Below are 15,188 nucleotides of genomic sequence, written 5' to 3'. Positions count from 1 at the left end.
CGCGGCGCGGCGTCGCATGAGCGACCGCGTGTGGGTGCTGGGCGTCGACTCCGGCGGGTCGGGGCTGCGGGTCGCCCTCGGGGCCGTCTCCGGGGGCACCGGTCGGGACACCGGTCGGGACACCGGTCGTGTGCGCGCCGCCGACGACGCCGTAGACGTCGACAGCGTGGCGTTCGCGGAGCCGGTACGGACCGGGGAGCGGGGCATCGACGCCGGGCACCTGCTGGAGCGGCTGGTGCCCGCCGCCGAAGAGCTGCTGGCCCGGGCCGGTGTCGCCGTGCGCCCGGCCGCCATCACCGCCGTCGCCGTCGGAGCCGCCGGGATGGCGACCCTCGGGGACGACCTGCGCGCCAAGCTCCCCGCCGCGCTGCGCGGTTCGCTCGGCGTGGACCGCCTCGCGCTGGCGGCGGACGCCGTCACCGCGTACGCCGGGGCGCTCGGGCAGCGGCCGGGCGCCGTGGTCGCGGCCGGCACCGGCATGATCGCGCTCGGCACGGACCTGTCGGCCTGGCGCCGCGCGGACGGCTGGGGCCATCTGCTGGGCGACTGCGGCAGCGGCGCCTGGATCGGCCGCGCCGGGCTGGAGGCCGCCCTGCGCGCGTACGACGGGCGGCGTGGCGGCTCGGCCACGCTCCTGGCGCGCGTCGAGGCGGTGTTCGGCGACCCCAAGGGCCTGCCGGGCCGGCTCTACCCGCGCGGTGACCGGCCGGCGGTGCTGGCCTCCTTCGCGCCCGAAGTGGCGCGGTGCGGCGCGGAGGGCGACCCGGTGGCGTCCGGCATCCTCGCCGGGGCCGCCCGGCACATCGCGGAAGCCGCTGCCGCGGTCTGCCCGCCCGGCGCCGGCCGCGCCGACGCGGCCGGCGTGGCCGAAGGGGCCGAAGGGGCCGAAGGGGCCGACTCTGCCGGTCCGGCCGAAGTGGCGCTGACCGGCGGGCTGTTCGCGATGGGCGACGCCCTGCTCGTCCCCCTGCGCGCCGAGTTGGCGGAGCAACTGCCGTACGCGCGAACCGTCTCCGCCGACGGCGATCCGCTCGCCGGTGCGCTGAGCGTCGCGGCGGCGCTCGCCACGGACACGCTGCGGCTGCCCCGGGAGCCGGGCATGCTCGAGACAACCGGCTGGTAGCCGACTGTTCGGGCATAGCCGGACAGAGGGCACGCGACCGCCCCCTCCCCACGCGAGGGAGCAGCCAAAACCAGTAGCATGCGGCGACATGAGCTCCCCCACTGGGCCCGCTTCCGGCCTGCCTGTACGAATGCCGCGACCCCGCCAGTCCGGGCGGCACCGTCGCCCCGAACCCGTGGCGGCGCCCGAGGGCGCGCCCGCGCTCGTTCTCGCCGTTCCCGGCGCTCCTTCCGCCGCCGTACGCGGGCTGGCGGAGGAGGTCGTGAGCATCGCGCGTTCCGAGCTGCCCGGCCTGGAGGCCGGGATCGGTTTCCTGGACGGCGACGACGCCGAGTACCCCACGCTCGCGGCCGTGGTGAAGCAGGCCGCCGCGCTGCGCGTCGAGCGGTACGAGCTGGCGCAGGCCGCCGGCCGTGAGGTCGCCGAGCCCGAGGGCCCGGCCGCCGTCGTGGTGCCGCTGCTGGCGGGCCCGGACCACGCCCTGATGGCGCGGATACGCGATGAGGTCGCGAACAGCGGTGCGCCCGCCCATCTGACCGATGTGCTGGGCCCGCACCCGCTGCTCGCGGAGGCCGTGCACGTCCGGCTGTCCGAGGCGGGGCTGGCCCGTGCCGACCGGGCACGGCTGTTCACGGTCGCCACGGCGGCCGACGGCATCGTCCTGGCCACGGTCGGCGGCGAGGAGGCCGTGCAGGCGGCCGGCATCACCGGCATGCTGCTGGCCGCGCGGCTCGCCGTCCCGGTGATGGCCGCCGCGCTGGACCAGGAGGGTTCGGTGGCCGCGGTCGCCGAGCAGCTGCGCGGCTCCGGTTCGCAGCAGCTCGCGCTCGCGCCCTACCTGATCGGGCCGGAGCTGGGCCAGGGCCTGCTGGAGGAGGCCGCGCAGGCCGCGGACTGCCCGGTGTCCGAGCCGCTGGGCGCGTACCCGGCGGTCGGCAAGCTGGTGCTGTCGCAGTACTCGGCGGCGCTGGGCCTCGCCCCGCAGCCGCAGGGCGCCCCGGTTCACTGACCCGCGCGCCCGGGCCGTACGAGGACCGCAGGGACCGTAACGGAAGGGCCCGCACCCGATGATGACGTCATCCGGTGCGGGCCCTTCCGCGCGCCCTGCGGCCGGCGGACGTCAGGTGAAGACCACCGGACGTCAGGTGAAGACCACGCAGGAGGCCGCCGGGACCTCGACGGCGCCCGCCCGGTACGGCACGCCGGTCTCCGGGTCCACGTCGAACCAGGTCACGTCGCCGGAGCGCTCGTTGGCCACGTACAGCCGCCGCCCGTCGGGGTCGAGCGCCAGGTCCCTGGGCCAGCGGCCGCCGCAGGGCACCGTGGTGACCAACTCAGGCTTCTCGCGGGTCTCGTCGAGGGCGAGGACGGCGATGCCGTCGTCGCCGCGCACCGCTGCCCACACGAAGCGCCCGTCGCGCGCGACGGCGATCCCGGACGGGTGACTGGGGGTGTACGCACCCGGGGGCAGGACCGGGGTCGCGCCGACCGGTTCGAGGACGCCCGCCTGCCCGTCCCAGCGGCAGACGGTCAGGGTCGGCTCCAGCTCGCCGAGGACGTAGACGTGGCCGCCGTCCGGATGGAAGGCCAGGTGGCGGGGCCCGGTGCCCGGGGCCAGGGAGGTCTCGGCGAGCCGCAGGAGGGCGCCGTCGGCGAGTGCGTACACGTGGACGGAGTCGGTGCCGAGGTCCACGGCGAGCACCCACCGGCCGTCGGGCGCGGACACCACCTGGTGGGCGTGCGGGCCGGCCTGCCGCTCCGGGTGTGGGCCGGAGCCGTGGTGCCGGTGTACGACGCCGGTGGCGGCGTCCGGTACGCCTCCGGCCCCGAGGGGCAGGGCGCTGACGCTGCCGTCGGAGTAGTTGGCGGTCAGCACGTGCCCGGCGGCGAGCGCCAGGTGTGTGGGGCCTGCGCCGCGCACCCGGGCGGGTGCGCCGATGAGGCGGGGGGCGGCCCCGGTGACGTCGAAGGCGGCGACGGCGCCGTCCGGGGTCTCGGACACGGCGTAGAGCAGGGCGCCGCCGGGCGCGGCGGCCAGGAAGGAGGGGTCCGGGAGCTCGTCCGTGGCTCCGGTGACGGTCAGCGCCCCCGTCTCGGGGTCGAGGTCTGCCGCGACGACGCCACGGCCTCCGGTCGAGGTGAACGACCCGATGAAGGCCCTCCGGCCCCGGTCCCGGCCTCGGTCCCCGCCTCCGCCCTGGCTCCCGCCTCCGCCCTGACCCCGGCCCCGTTCTCGGTCCTGCTCCTCTGCGTACCGCACGCGCGCCGCCCCTCTCCCCCGGGCCGACCACCCGGCATGGCGACGCTAGCAGGTCCAGACCAATCGGTGGGCGCTCCGGTCAGGACAGGGTCTGGAACGCGGCCGACGAGCGCGGCGAGGAGCGCAGCGGCACGGCCAGGTCGACCAGGACCCGCTCCAGCCCGTGGAGGTGCTGCAGCGCGGCCTCGGTGACGGGGTGGTGGTGCGCGGCCGACGCGGCGGCGGGCGCCGCCTCCGGGGCCGCCTGCTCGGCGCGCTCGGCCTGCTCGGACCGCTCGGCGCCCGGTGCGGGCACCACCAGCGCCTGGAGGGCGATCTCCACGCGCCAGCACGCGGCGGCGAGCCGCGCGTCGTGCGAGGCCTCCGGGTCCGCCGCGACCGACGTGAGGCCGCGCACCTCGCGGGCGCAGTCGTCCAGCAGGGCCAGGACCCGGCGGGCACGGGCCTTGCGGGCGCGCAGCGGGCTCAGCGGGTGCACGAGCGGCGCCAGGGAGAGCCGGGCCCGCCCGAGCAGCACCTCCAGTTCGGCGGCGAGCGGCGCGGGGTCCGCGTCCGGGTCGCCCGCGAGGCGCCGCGCGGCCGAGGTGGTGCAGCCGTGGACGCAGCGCAGGGCATGGGCGATCCAGGCGTCCGTCGTCGCGTGCGTGGTGATGGGCAGCACGAAGAGCACGGCCAGCGCCGCGCCGGCCAGCCCCACGCCGGTCTCCACGAGCCGCAGGGCCAGCAGGCCGGTGTCCAGCACGCCGAGCACCCCGTACAGCAGGCTCGCCATCACGGTCACGGCGAGCATCATCCAGGTGTACGAGACCGCCGCCGTGTAGAAGATGCCGAAGACGCAGAGCCCGATCAGGGCGGCGGTGGCCACGGGTTCACCGTGCAGCGGGACGGCGACGAGCAGGCCGGCGCCAATGCCGATCACCGTGCCGAGGACCCGGCGGAAGCCCCGTACCAGCGTCTCGCCGCGCGACGTCGTGTTGACGAAGATCCACCAGGCGGCGCCCACCGCCCAGTACCAGCGCTCGTGCGACAGCACCTGGCCCACGACCAGGGCGAACCCGGCCGCGACCGTCGCCTGCACCGCCTGCCGGGTGGTCGCCCGGCCCAGCCACCGCCCGCCGTCGAACGGCGTCGGTACGGCGGCGGGCGGCGCGAACCGCCGCTCGTAGCACCACAGGCCGAACCGTACGGCCGAGGAGGCGAGCAGCGACAGCAGGACGGCGGCGTACAGCTCGGGCAGCTGCCCGGGCACCGTGCCGAGGAACTGGGTCACGAAGAAGGCCATGAAGGCGAACACGCCGAGCGAGTGGCCGCGCGGCCCCCAGCGCCGGGCGTACACGCCCGCCCCCACGATGGCGAGGAACGCCAGGTCACGCGCGAGCGGCTGGTCGTGCAGCACGGCGGCCAGGGCCAGGACCGGGAGCCCGACGACGGGCAGCAGCGCGGTCGTGACCGCCTGGCCGCGCACCGTCGGGTCCGTCACGGTGAAGAGGGCGAGCAACGCCGCGAGGCCGCCGGTGATGGCGGCGACCAACGAGTGGCCGGCCGTCCCGCACACGCCCACCGCCAACGCGATGCCGAGGACGGCCCGCGTGGCGCTGCGCAGCCGCAGTCGCCCGGGGTCCGGAGCCACGAACACCTTCTTCAGCACGGTTTCCCGGCCCTCCTTCACGTACATGACATGGCATGAAAAAGGCGCCGCGGAGTCCGCAGCGCCATCGATGGGTCCATCACAACACTGTCTCGCCCGTTGGCTCAAGTGGCCCTTCCTTCACTGAGCCAATGGCCCAGTGAGACCGGAGGAGCGTGCGCCAACGGGGAGCCAATGGCCATTACCGGCGGCGCGGGCGGCCCGTCACGCGCGAGGCGTTCCGCAGGCGCGGCCCAGCGCTGCCACCACCGTTCCGAGCAGCGAGGACGCGGCGAGCAGCCCCAGGCGGTACGCGTCGACGGAGCCGTCCCAGGTGAGCTCGCCCTGCTCGTGGATGACGAAGCCGTCGTACACCATCCACGCCACGACCGCGGCGAACGGAACCGCGCGCAGACTCGCGCGCAGACTCACCAGGGCCGTGAGCACGCAGTACGCGGCGAGGGCGGGCACCGGGTGGTGCAGCCACCGCACGGCGCCGAGCACGGGCAGGAGCCCGGCCGATCCGAGGGAGACGGACGCGCACACCACCGGCGTGGGGTACGCCGTCCAGGGCCCGGACCCGTCACGTTCCGAGTGCCTCGCGGGCATCACGCCCTCCTCGCTCCGCCCCCGCATGTCGCCGACCCCCTCAGCGCAGCGGACGGCCGCCTCCAGGGCAACGCTCTTTCCAGCCGTGCGCCGCGTTCAACCGGCCTTCCGCGCAGCCGGCCGCGCGTTCAACCGGGCCGTCCGCTCCAGCAGCCGTCCGCTCACTCGGTCCGGGGGCCGCGCAAGCTGTGCCGCCGCATCAGCCGCGCGATGTCCTTCGCCGTCACGATCCCGACCAGGCGTTCTCCGTCCACGACGAGGAAGCGCCCTCCGGCACCCGGGCGGAGTTTGTCGAGGGATTCGGCCAGCGGATCGTCCGGGGCGGCGAGCGCGCAGCGCGACAGCGGAGTGGCCACGTCCCGCACGCGCAGCTCGTCCCTGCGCGCCTCCGGCACCGCGGCCAGCCGGGCGACCTCCACGACCCCGCTGGGGCGGCCCTCGAAGTCGACCAGCGGCACGACGGAGTGGCCGCACCCGGCCGCCACCTCGTCGATGAAGGCCCGCACGGTCAGCCAGTAGGCGCCGGTGACCACCGGGGCGGACATGGCGTCGGCCATCCGTACGCCGCGCAGGACCGTACGGAAGACGGCACGCTGCCGTTCCGCACCGGCGACGACGGTGATGAACAGGCCGATCACGATGAGCCACAGGCCGCCGGTCATCCCGCGCAGCACGGAGAACCACCCCAGGATCATGAGCAGCACGCCCATGACCTGGCCGCTGCGGCCGGCCGCCCGTTCGGCGCGGTCCCGGTCGCCGGTGCGCCACCACAGCGCCGCCTGCACCACCCGGCCGCCGTCGAGCGGGGCGGCGGGCAGCAGGTTGAACACGCCCAGCAGCAGGTTCATCCAGCCGAGCCACACCAGGACGGCGGCGGGCACGGGCCAGCCGGTCAGCCCGTGCAGTGCGACGCCCGCGCCGAGCGCGGCTCCGCCGACGGCCAGGCTGGCGAGCGGCCCGCTGACCGCGACCGCGAACGCCGCCACGGCCGTCTTCGGACTGTCCATCCGGGTGACACCGCCCAGCGCCCAGAGGGTCACGTCGTCCACGGAGATCCGCTTCCACCGCGCCACCGCGGCGTGCGCGGCTTCGTGGAGCAGCACGCTGCCCATGAGCAGCAGCGCCCCTACGGCGCTGGCGACGGTGTAGACCGCGTCCGGGTGCCCGGGAGCCCAGTCGGGCAGGGTCCGGCGCCCCAGTCCGTACGCGAAGAGGACCGCGAGCAGCGGGACGCTCCAGTGCATCCGCAGCGGTACACCGCACACCCGTCCGACACGGAGTGAGCCCTTCATCGTCACTCGTCTCCCAGGGAACCGCAGGCCGGGCGTCCGGCCGAGCGGCGCGGCGCCCTGCTTCATTGTCCTCCCCGGAGGGGGAATGGCGGCATATGTCCGGTTCATTGAGGGCAAGTGCTCGTCATGATCGGCGACGCGGATGATGACGACACGAACGGCGACGAGCAGGCGTCCGGGCGGCGGTCGGGCGAGAGCGGGCACCGGACGGTTCCGCACACGGCGGACGTACGGATCGAGGCGTGGGGTTCGTCCCGGGAGCTGTGCCTGGCCGAGGCGGTGCTGGGGATGGTGGAGTGCTTCGCCGACCTCGGCGGCGTCCGCCCGACGGCGGTGCGGCGGGTGCGGTTCGACGAGACCGACGACGACGATCTGCTCGCCGCGCTGCTCGACGAGGTCATCTTCCGGCTGGAGGTGCACGGGGAGGTGCCCGTGGACGTCGAGGCGGAGATGACGGACGGCGGGCTGGACGTCCGGCTCGCGGTCGCGGAGCTCTCCCGGGTCCCGGTCATCGGCGCGGCTCCGAAGGCCGTCTCCTGGAGCGACCTCCACCTCGCCCCGGGCCCGTACGGCTGGACGTGCGCGGCGACCGTCGACGTCTGACCGTCCGGGGGCCCGGGGCGCCGTGACGGGGCACGGGCCGGGGGCGCGGCGTCAGCCCTTCACCACCCCCAGCGGCACCAGGCGCACCACCTTGCGGCACAGGCCCGCGCCCTCGCTCGCCTCGACCACCTCCGAGACGTCCTTGTACGCCTCCGGTGCCTCCTCGGCCAGGCCGCGCCAGGAGGCCCCGCGCACCGCGATGCCCCGCGACTCCAGGCGGGCGCGCAGCTCCTCACCGCGTACCGCGCGCAGGGCCGCGTGGCGGCTCAGCACCCGGCCGGCGCCGTGGCAGGTGGAGTGGAACGCGTCGCCGCCCGGCACACCGGTCAGGACGTACGACGCGGTGCCCATGGTGCCGGGGATGAGGACGGGCTGACCGGCGGCGCGCAGGTCCTCGGGGAGGTCCGGGTGGCCGGGCGGGAGGGCGAGGGTGGCGCCCTTGCGGTGGACGCAGAGGGTGCGGGTCCCGCCGTCCAGCGCGTGGCGCTCGATCTTGGCGAGGTTGTGGGACACGTCGTACACCAGGCTCAGCCGGGCCCCGGCCGTGCTGCGGAAGACGCGGCGCGCCGCCTCGCCGAGCATGTGGCGGTTCGCGCGCCCGTAGTTGGCGGCCGCGGCCATCGCCCCGAGGTAGGACTTCCCCACCGGTGAGTCGACCGGGGCGCACGCGAGCTGCCGGTCGGGCACGGTGATGCCGTAGCGCGCCATCGCCTTGTCCATCGTCCGCACGTGGTCGCTGCACACCTGGTGCCCCAGCCCGCGGGAGCCGCAGTGGATCATCACGCACACCTGCCCGAGGGCGAGGCCGAAGGCGCGGGCGACCGGCTCGTCGTACACCTCGTCGACCGCCTGGACCTCCAGGAAGTGGTTGCCCCCGCCCAGGCTGCCGACCTGCTCGAGGCCGCGCTGCATCGCCCGCTCGCTGACCTCGCCGACGTCCGCGTCGGGGACCGCCCCGGCGTCCTCGCAGCGCAGCAGGTCCCGCTCCTCGCCGTGGCCCTCCTCGACGGCGTACCGCGAGCCGCCCTCCAGTACCCGCCGCAGCTGCCCGGTCCCGCCGAGGTGCCAGACCGCACCCCGCCCGGGGCCGTGGGGGGCCGCCCGTCCCAGGCCGTCCATGAGCCGCGCCAGTACGGGCGCCAGGGCGCGCCGGTCGCAGTCGGCGGCGAGGAGGCGTACCCCGCACGAGATGTCGAAGCCGACGCCGCCGGGTGACACCACCCCGCCGTCGTCGACGTCGGTCGCGGCGACGCCGCCGATGGGGAAGCCGTAGCCCCAGTGGATGTCCGGCATCGCGTACGAGGCGGTGACGATGCCCGGCAGGGTCGCCACGTTGGCGACCTGCTCCAGTGACTTCTCGGCGTCCCGCAGCAGCCGCCGGGACGCGAACACGACCCCGGGGACCCGCATGTCGCGGTGCGGTGCGATGCGGAAGCGGTAGGGACGCTCCTCCGTGATCTCCATGGTGGTGATCTCCCTCGCGGCCTCCCGAGGCCTCCGACCATCGCGCGCCGCGTACCCACCCGCCGACCTGTCATGCCGAACCGTCACCTCGGGGTGCCGGTGGTTGTTTGGCCGGGGGCCGCCGGTGCACCCGTCAGCGTGACGCAACAGACGTGACGCAACAGAGGAGGCGAGGAAGATGACCACATCGGTCAAGGACATGCTGAACACGTACCCGGCCGACCTCGGCGGCGTGGACCGCGAGGCCATGGTCAGGTGCATCGAGGAGTGCATCGCCTGTGCCCAGGCGTGTACGGCCTGCGCCGACGCCTGCCTGTCCGAGGGCATGGTCGGCGACCTGACCAAGTGCATCCGTACCGACATGGACTGCGCCGACATGTGCAACACCACCGCGTCGGTGCTCTCCCGGCACACCGGGTACGACGCCAACATCACGCGCGCGGTCGTGCGGGCGTGCGCCACCGTGTGCAAGGCGTGCGCGGACGAGTGCGAGAGCCACGCCGACATGCACGAGCACTGCCGGGTCTGCGCGGAGGCGTGCCGGCGGTGCGAGCAGGCGTGCAACGAGCTGCTGGCGAGCCTCGGCTGAGGCACACGCCCTGCCCACCCGCGGGAACGGGGTACTGTCACGTTCCGTGGCAGTGGACGAACTCGACACCCGGATTCTGCGGCTGCTGATCGAACAGCCGCGCACGAGTGTGCGCGAGTACGCCCGGATCCTGGGCATCGCGCGCGGCACGCTCCAGGCGCGCCTGGACCGGATGGAGCGCGACGGGGTGATCACCGGCACCGGTCCGGTCCTCTCCCCCGCCGCGCTGGGGCATCCGGTGCTGGCGTTCGTGCACATCGAGGTGACGCAGGGATATCTGGACGAGGTCGGCGAGGAGCTCGCCGCCGTCCCCGAGATCGTGGAGGCGTTCTCGATCACCGGCGGCGGGGACCTGCTGACGCGTGTCGTGGCCCGGGACAACGGCCATCTGGAGGACGTCATCCAGCGGCTGATCCAGATCCCGGGCGTGGTGCGTACGCGGACGGAGATGGCGCTGCGCGAGCGCGTGCCGCACCGGCTGCTGCCCCTGGTGGAGGCGGTGGGACGGGCCTCGCGCCCGCAGCGCCCGTGAACGCCTCCTCCTTCCGCACGGCGGTCCTCTTCGACCTCGACGGCACGCTGGTGGACAGCGAGCCGAACTACTACGAGGCCGGGCGCCGGCTGCTGGAGAGCCACGGCGTCACCGGCTTCACCTGGGAGCGCCACACCGACTTCATCGGCATCGGGACGCGCGAGACGCTGGAGATCCTCAAGGAGGAGTACGGGCTCCAGGCGCCGGTCGACGAGCTGCTGGCCGCCAAGAACCGCCATTACCTGGAGCTGGCGCGCGCGGCGACCGGGGTGTTCCCGCGGATGCGCGCGTTCGTGGAGCTCCTGCACCGGGAGGGTGTCCCGATGGCCGTGGCGTCCGGCTCCTCGCGCGCCGCGATCGAGGCGGTGCTCGACGGCACGGGCCTGGGCGCGTACATCGCCACGCTGGTCTCCGCCGAGGAGGTCGAGCGGGGCAAACCCGCGCCGGACGTGTTCCTGGAGGCGGCGCGCCGACTGGGCGTGGAGCCGGCGCACTGCGTGGTCGTCGAGGACGCCCCACCCGGCGCGGCGGCGGCCCACGCGGCCGGGATGCGGTGCATCGCCGTTCCGTACGTACCCTCGACGGCCGACGACCCGGCGTTCCGGACGGCGGGGCTGCTGCTGCGCGGCGGCCAGGGGGAGTTCACGGCGGGGGCGGCGTACGACTTCGTACGGGGCGGCCAGGGCCGGGCCGCTGCCAACGGGGCGGACCACGTCGTCGACGGAGGCGCGACGAAGACGGTGTGAGCGCGGCGGCAGCGCGCGGCCGGAAAGGCGGTGGACAAAGATCACGCGCACGACAGACTGGCCCCCATGACCGCACCGGATGCCAAGACCGACCTCCGCTCCTCCCTCCAGTCCGCACGGGACGCCTTGCTGTGGAAGCTAGAAGGGCTCTCGGAGTACGACGTCCGCCGCCCTCTGACGCCGACCGGGACCAACCTCCTGGGCCTGGTGAAGCACGCGGCCGGCGTGGAACTGGGCTACCTCGGCGACACCTTCGGGCGGCCGTCGGGCGAGCCGCTGCCCTGGCTGGAGGAGGGCGCGGAGCCGAACGGGGACATGTGGGCCACCGCCGACGAGTCGCGCGCGTGGATCGTGGACCTCTACCGCCGGGCGTGGGCGCACGCTGACGCCACGATCGACGCGCTGCCGCTCGACACGGTGGGCCGGGTTCCGTGGTGGCCCGACGACCGGGACGAGGTGACGCTGCATCAGGCCGTGGTGCGCGTGCTGGCCGATACGCACCGGCACGCCGGGCACGCCGACATCCTCCGCGAACTCCTGGACGGCGCCGTGGGGGTGAAGCAGGGCAACGACAGCATGGCACCGGGTGACGCGGCGTGGTGGGAGGAGTACCGGGGCCGGCTGGAGCGCACGGCGCGGGAGGCAGACCGGGCCGGGTGACGGCGCACCGGCCCGGTCCGCCGCCTCCCCGCGCGCTCCCGTACGCGCGGTCAGAACCGGGCGTGGGAGGTGATGTCCGCGCGGAACTGGTCGATCATCGCGGGCGTCACCGTGGGCCGGCACTGGGCGATGGCCTCCAGGTAGTCCTCGGTGCTCGCGCCCGGCGCCTGGTCGTGGTCCTGGCCGGCGCCGCCGCGCAGGTCCCGCTCGAAGGCGGCCTGGGCCGCGATCCGCGCCGCGTGTTCGATGTCGGCGGGCGTGAACAGCTCGCTCGCCGCCACCAGGACGGACACGTCGACGTCGGCCCGGCCGTGCGTGTAGCGCGACCAGATCGCCGTGCGCGCCTCCTTGTCCGGCGTACCGATCGGGATCAGGTAGTCGAAGCGGCCCGGGCGCAGGAACGCCGGGTCCAGCGAGCGGATGGAGTTGGTCGCGCAGACCAGCAGCCGCTCGTCGCCCTCCCGGAAGCGGGGGATCAGCTTCAGCAGCTCGTTGGTCACGCCGTGCATCCCGCCGGGCTGCGCGGGCTCGGTGCGTACGGGTGCGATCTCCTCGACCTCGTCGATGAACACGAGCACCCGTTCCAGCTCGGAGATGCGGGCGAACGCGCTGCGCAGCGCCGCCGCCAGGTTGCCCTCGTCGGCCAGCCGGGACGGCAGCAGCTCCACGAAGGGCCAGCCCAGCCGGGAGGCGATGCCCCGGGCGAAGGTGGTCTTGCCCGTTCCCGGCGGTCCGAAGAGGGCGATGGCGCGCGGCGGTTGCACCCCGTGGCGGGCGGCGCGCTCCGGCTCGGCGAGCGGCAGCACGACGCGCCGCTCGATGAGGTCCTTCTCCGGCTCCATGCCGGCCACCTTGGCCCACAGGTCGGCGGGCAGGAACCGCCCGCCCAGGTCCTCCAGGAGGTTGGCGGCGGGGCCGTGCAGCGGCTCGACCTTCTCGAAGTACGCGACGGCCGGGCGCCGGGTGTAGCCGGCGTTGATCAGGCCCTCGCCGAAGAGGTCCTCCTCGGGCAGGACGTAGGCGATCCGGCCGACCCGGGCGGCGAGGAGCCGCCGCTCCAGCTCGACCAGGAGGGCGCTCGCCAGGCCCCGGCCGCGCCAGGCCGACGCGATGGCGATCCGCATCACCCAGGCGCGCTCCCCCGCCACGCAGGCGAGCGCCGCGCCGATGGGCACGCCCTGGTGGACGGCGACGACGGCCGGCTGGCGGGAGGTCAGCGCGCCGATGCACTCGGCGAGCGAGAACACGGACTCCTGGCCGAGCTCGGCCGTGGTGTCGATCAGGTGGACGACCGCCGCGAGGTCGCTCTCTCGGTAGTCGTGGATGAGCCAGTTCACGCGGTACCCCCTCGTTCGTGATGTTCCGGCGAGGCTAGGGGGCGCGGGCGGACCCGCTCCTGTGCCGGTCTGCACAAGCGCGCGGCGCCGAGTACGCCGCCGTGTCGGTGGACGGACTCCGTCGAGGTGGTGGACGCGGCGGGCCGCGACTCGCGAGGATCCGGGGGACACACGGTGCCGGGGCGAAGGGGTGGAACGCGCGCATGGGGAAACACTGGGCGGACTTCCAGTACGAGATCTACCTGAACGGCATGAAGGGCGCCGTGCCGCGCCTGCCCACCGACCTCACCCGCCTCGAGGAGCTCACCGAGCGGCGTCTCGGGCCCGGCCCGGTCGGTTACGTGGCCGGCAGCGCGGGCAACGGCAGCACCGCGGCCGCCAACCGGGCGGCGCTGGAGCGCCGGCGGATCGTGCCGCGCATGCTGCGCGACGTGCACGAGCGGGACCTGTCCGTCGGGCTCCTCGGCCGTACGCTGCCCGTGCCGCTGGCGCTCGCGCCCGTGGGCGTCCTGTCGATCCTGCATCCGGACGCGGAGCCGGCCGCCGCCCGCGCGGCCGCCGCGCACGGCGTTCCGTACATCCTGTCGTCCGCCTCCAGCACGCCGATGGAGCAGGTCGCCGAGGCGATGGGCGACGCGGAGCGGTGGTTCCAGCTGTACTGGCCCAAGGACCGGGAAGTCGCCCGCTCCTTCCTGGACCGGGCGAAGGCCGCGGGCTTCAGCGCGCTGTTCGTCACGCTGGACACCCCGCTGCTGGCGTGGCGGCCGCGCGACCTGGACCAGGCGTACCTGCCGTTCCTGCACGGCGTGGGGACCGCCAACTACTTCACCGATCCGGCGTTCCTCGCCGGTCTCGCCAAGCCGGTGCACGAAGACCCGAACGCCGCCGTCCTGCACTTCGTGAGCATGTTCGCCGACCCCGCCAAGACCTGGCCGGACCTGGCGTTCCTGCGGGAGAACTGGGACGGGCCGATCGTGCTCAAGGGCATCCTGCACCCGGACGACGCCCGGCGCGCCGCCGGCGCGGGCGTGGACGGAGTGGTCGTGTCCAACCACGGCGGCCGCCAGGTGGCCGGCTCCGTCGCCGCCGCCGACGCCCTGCCGCGCGTGGCGGAGGCGGTCGGCGACCGGCTGACCGTGCTGTTCGACAGCGGCGTCCGCACGGGCGACGACATCTTCAAGGCGCTCGCCCTGGGCGCCCGGGCGGTGCTGGTGGGGCGACCGTACGCGTACGGGCTCGGTCTCGACGGCCAGGCGGGCGTCGAGCACGTCATCCGCTGCCTGCTCGCCGAGCTGGACCTGACCCTGGCGCTGTCCGGGCACTCCACGCCCACCACGCCGGGCCCCGACGACCTCTTCGAGGAGTGGACACCGTGAAGAACGTCCTTGCCGTCGTCCCGTCCCACGTCGGCGGCCGCACCGCCGGTGCCGCGCTCGCCGGGCTGTTCCCGGGCGAGGCCCGCGTCACCGTCGTCGAGACGGCCGACGAGGACCCGGTCGCGCTGCGTGAGGCCGACGTCCTGATCACCGCCCTCGCCCCGGTCACCGCCGGCCACCTGGCGGCCGCGCCGCGCCTGGAGCTGGTCCAGTGCGCCAGCCACGGCTACGACTACGTCGACGTGGCAGCCGCCCGGGCGCGCGCCGTCACCGTGTGCACGATCGGCTCCAGCGCCGCGGAGAAGCAGAACGTCGCCGAGCAGACCTTCGCTCTCATGCTGGCCCTCGCCAAGCAGCTGATCCCCGCCCACACCGCCCTCGTCGACGGCGACTGGGCGCTGCCGCGCCTCCAGCGCTCCCTCACGGAACTGTCCGGCAAGACCCTCGGCATCATCGGCCTCGGCCGCATCGGCACGGAAGTCGCCCGCCGCGCGGCCGCGTTCGACATGCGCGTCCTGTACGCCGGCCCGCGGCGCGCCACCCCGGAGGCGGAGTCCCGCGCGGGCGGCGCCCGCCACACGGACCTCGACGAGCTGCTGCGCGCCTCCGACTACGTCACGCTCCACGCCCCGCTCACCGACGCGACCCGCCATCTCCTCGACGCCGACCGCCTGGCCCTCCTCAGGCCGACCGCCTTCGTCGTCAACACCGCCCGCGGCGCCCTCATCGACCAGGAGGCCCTCGCGGACGCCCTCGCATCCGGCACCCTCGCCGGCGCGGGCCTCGACGTCTTCGACCCGGAGCCGCCGCCGTCGACCCTGCGGCTGTTGAAGGCCCCGAACGTGGTGCTCTCCCCGCACGTGGGCGGCGTCACGCGCGAGACGCTGGTCCGCATCGCCCTGGCCGCGGTCGAGAACGTCACCGCCTACGTGGCGGGGAAGGCGCCGCGGGATGTGGTGTCGTGAGGCCG

The 15,188-nt window shown here is 75.0% G+C and carries 15 protein-coding genes; 9 read left to right on the top strand and 6 right to left on the bottom strand.

From position 1 onward, the window contains the following. The first annotated feature begins 16 nt into the window (after nt 1–16). Nucleotides 17–1,123, top strand: coding sequence for an N-acetylglucosamine kinase (locus AC07FJ_RS26145; RefSeq protein ID WP_479051734.1), 1,107 nt, complete (start codon nt 17–19; stop codon nt 1,121–1,123). Between the two features lie 88 nt (nt 1,124–1,211). Further along, a complete protein-coding gene (locus AC07FJ_RS26140) occupies nt 1,212–2,132 on the top strand; it encodes a sirohydrochlorin chelatase (protein ID WP_361420214.1) in 921 nt (306 codons plus the stop codon). Between the two features lie 132 nt (nt 2,133–2,264). Here AC07FJ_RS26140 and AC07FJ_RS26135 read toward each other — a convergent pair whose 3' ends face one another. The 4 genes from AC07FJ_RS26135 to AC07FJ_RS26120 all read right to left on the bottom strand — a co-directional run bounded on the left by AC07FJ_RS26135 (nt 2,265) and on the right by AC07FJ_RS26120 (nt 6,911). Next, nucleotides 2,265–3,275, bottom strand: a complete 1,011-nt coding sequence (locus tag AC07FJ_RS26135) for a lactonase family protein (protein WP_479051844.1) — start codon at nt 3,273–3,275, stop codon at nt 2,265–2,267. Between the two features lie 187 nt (nt 3,276–3,462). Further along, nucleotides 3,463–5,031 (bottom strand): FUSC family protein, encoded by a 1,569-nt coding sequence (locus AC07FJ_RS26130; RefSeq protein WP_479051843.1) that lies wholly within the window; start codon nt 5,029–5,031, stop codon nt 3,463–3,465. A 204-nt stretch (nt 5,032–5,235) separates the two neighbouring features. Next, complete coding sequence (locus AC07FJ_RS26125) at nt 5,236–5,619, bottom strand: hypothetical protein (RefSeq protein ID WP_479051733.1); 384 nt, start codon at nt 5,617–5,619, stop codon at nt 5,236–5,238. Between the two features lie 161 nt (nt 5,620–5,780). After that, nucleotides 5,781–6,911 carry a site-2 protease family protein gene (locus AC07FJ_RS26120; RefSeq protein ID WP_479051732.1) on the bottom strand — a complete coding sequence of 377 codons (1,131 nt, stop codon included), beginning with the start codon at nt 6,909–6,911 and terminating at the stop codon, nt 5,781–5,783. Between the two features lie 126 nt (nt 6,912–7,037). Here AC07FJ_RS26120 and AC07FJ_RS26115 point away from each other — a divergent pair, with 126 nt between their 5' ends. Next, nucleotides 7,038–7,514 carry an archease gene (locus tag AC07FJ_RS26115; RefSeq protein WP_361420223.1) on the top strand — a complete coding sequence of 159 codons (477 nt, stop codon included), beginning with the start codon at nt 7,038–7,040 and terminating at the stop codon, nt 7,512–7,514. Between the two features lie 51 nt (nt 7,515–7,565). On the opposite strand, the gene AC07FJ_RS26110 is transcribed toward AC07FJ_RS26115, so the two are convergent. Next, nucleotides 7,566–8,978, bottom strand: coding sequence for an RtcB family protein (locus AC07FJ_RS26110; RefSeq protein WP_479051731.1), 1,413 nt, complete (start codon nt 8,976–8,978; stop codon nt 7,566–7,568). A 178-nt stretch (nt 8,979–9,156) separates the two neighbouring features. Between AC07FJ_RS26110 and AC07FJ_RS26105 the strand changes: the two genes are divergently transcribed. The 4 genes from AC07FJ_RS26105 (at nt 9,157) to AC07FJ_RS26090 (ending at nt 11,505) form a co-directional block, all read left to right on the top strand. Further along, nucleotides 9,157–9,567 carry a four-helix bundle copper-binding protein gene (locus AC07FJ_RS26105; RefSeq protein WP_479051730.1) on the top strand — a complete coding sequence of 137 codons (411 nt, stop codon included), beginning with the start codon at nt 9,157–9,159 and terminating at the stop codon, nt 9,565–9,567. Between the two features lie 46 nt (nt 9,568–9,613). Further along, nucleotides 9,614–10,099, top strand: coding sequence for an Lrp/AsnC family transcriptional regulator (locus AC07FJ_RS26100; RefSeq protein ID WP_361420231.1), 486 nt, complete (start codon nt 9,614–9,616; stop codon nt 10,097–10,099). After that, nucleotides 10,096–10,845 (top strand): HAD family hydrolase, encoded by a 750-nt coding sequence (locus AC07FJ_RS26095; protein ID WP_479051729.1) that lies wholly within the window; start codon nt 10,096–10,098, stop codon nt 10,843–10,845. The genes AC07FJ_RS26100 and AC07FJ_RS26095 overlap by 4 nt, the downstream gene beginning before the upstream one ends. Before the next feature lie 66 nt (nt 10,846–10,911). Beyond that, entirely contained in the window at nt 10,912–11,505 is a 594-nt protein-coding gene (locus AC07FJ_RS26090; RefSeq protein WP_479051728.1) for a DinB family protein, read from the top strand. A 50-nt stretch (nt 11,506–11,555) separates the two neighbouring features. On the opposite strand, the gene AC07FJ_RS26085 is transcribed toward AC07FJ_RS26090, so the two are convergent. Continuing rightward, nucleotides 11,556–12,842, bottom strand: coding sequence for an ATP-binding protein (locus AC07FJ_RS26085; protein ID WP_361420243.1), 1,287 nt, complete (start codon nt 12,840–12,842; stop codon nt 11,556–11,558). Nucleotides 12,843–13,045: 203 nt separating this feature from the next. Here AC07FJ_RS26085 and AC07FJ_RS26080 point away from each other — a divergent pair, with 203 nt between their 5' ends. Further along, entirely contained in the window at nt 13,046–14,218 is a 1,173-nt protein-coding gene (locus AC07FJ_RS26080) for a lactate 2-monooxygenase (RefSeq protein ID WP_479051727.1), read from the top strand. Beyond that, nucleotides 14,206–15,183, top strand: a complete 978-nt coding sequence (locus AC07FJ_RS26075) for a 2-hydroxyacid dehydrogenase (RefSeq protein ID WP_479051726.1) — start codon at nt 14,206–14,208, stop codon at nt 15,181–15,183. The genes AC07FJ_RS26080 and AC07FJ_RS26075 overlap by 13 nt, the downstream gene beginning before the upstream one ends. Nucleotides 15,184–15,188: the final 5 nt, after the last annotated feature.

The organism is Streptomyces sp. NPDC045998 (assembly GCF_056430285.1).
This window is presented reverse-complemented; position numbering and strand designations above follow the sequence as displayed.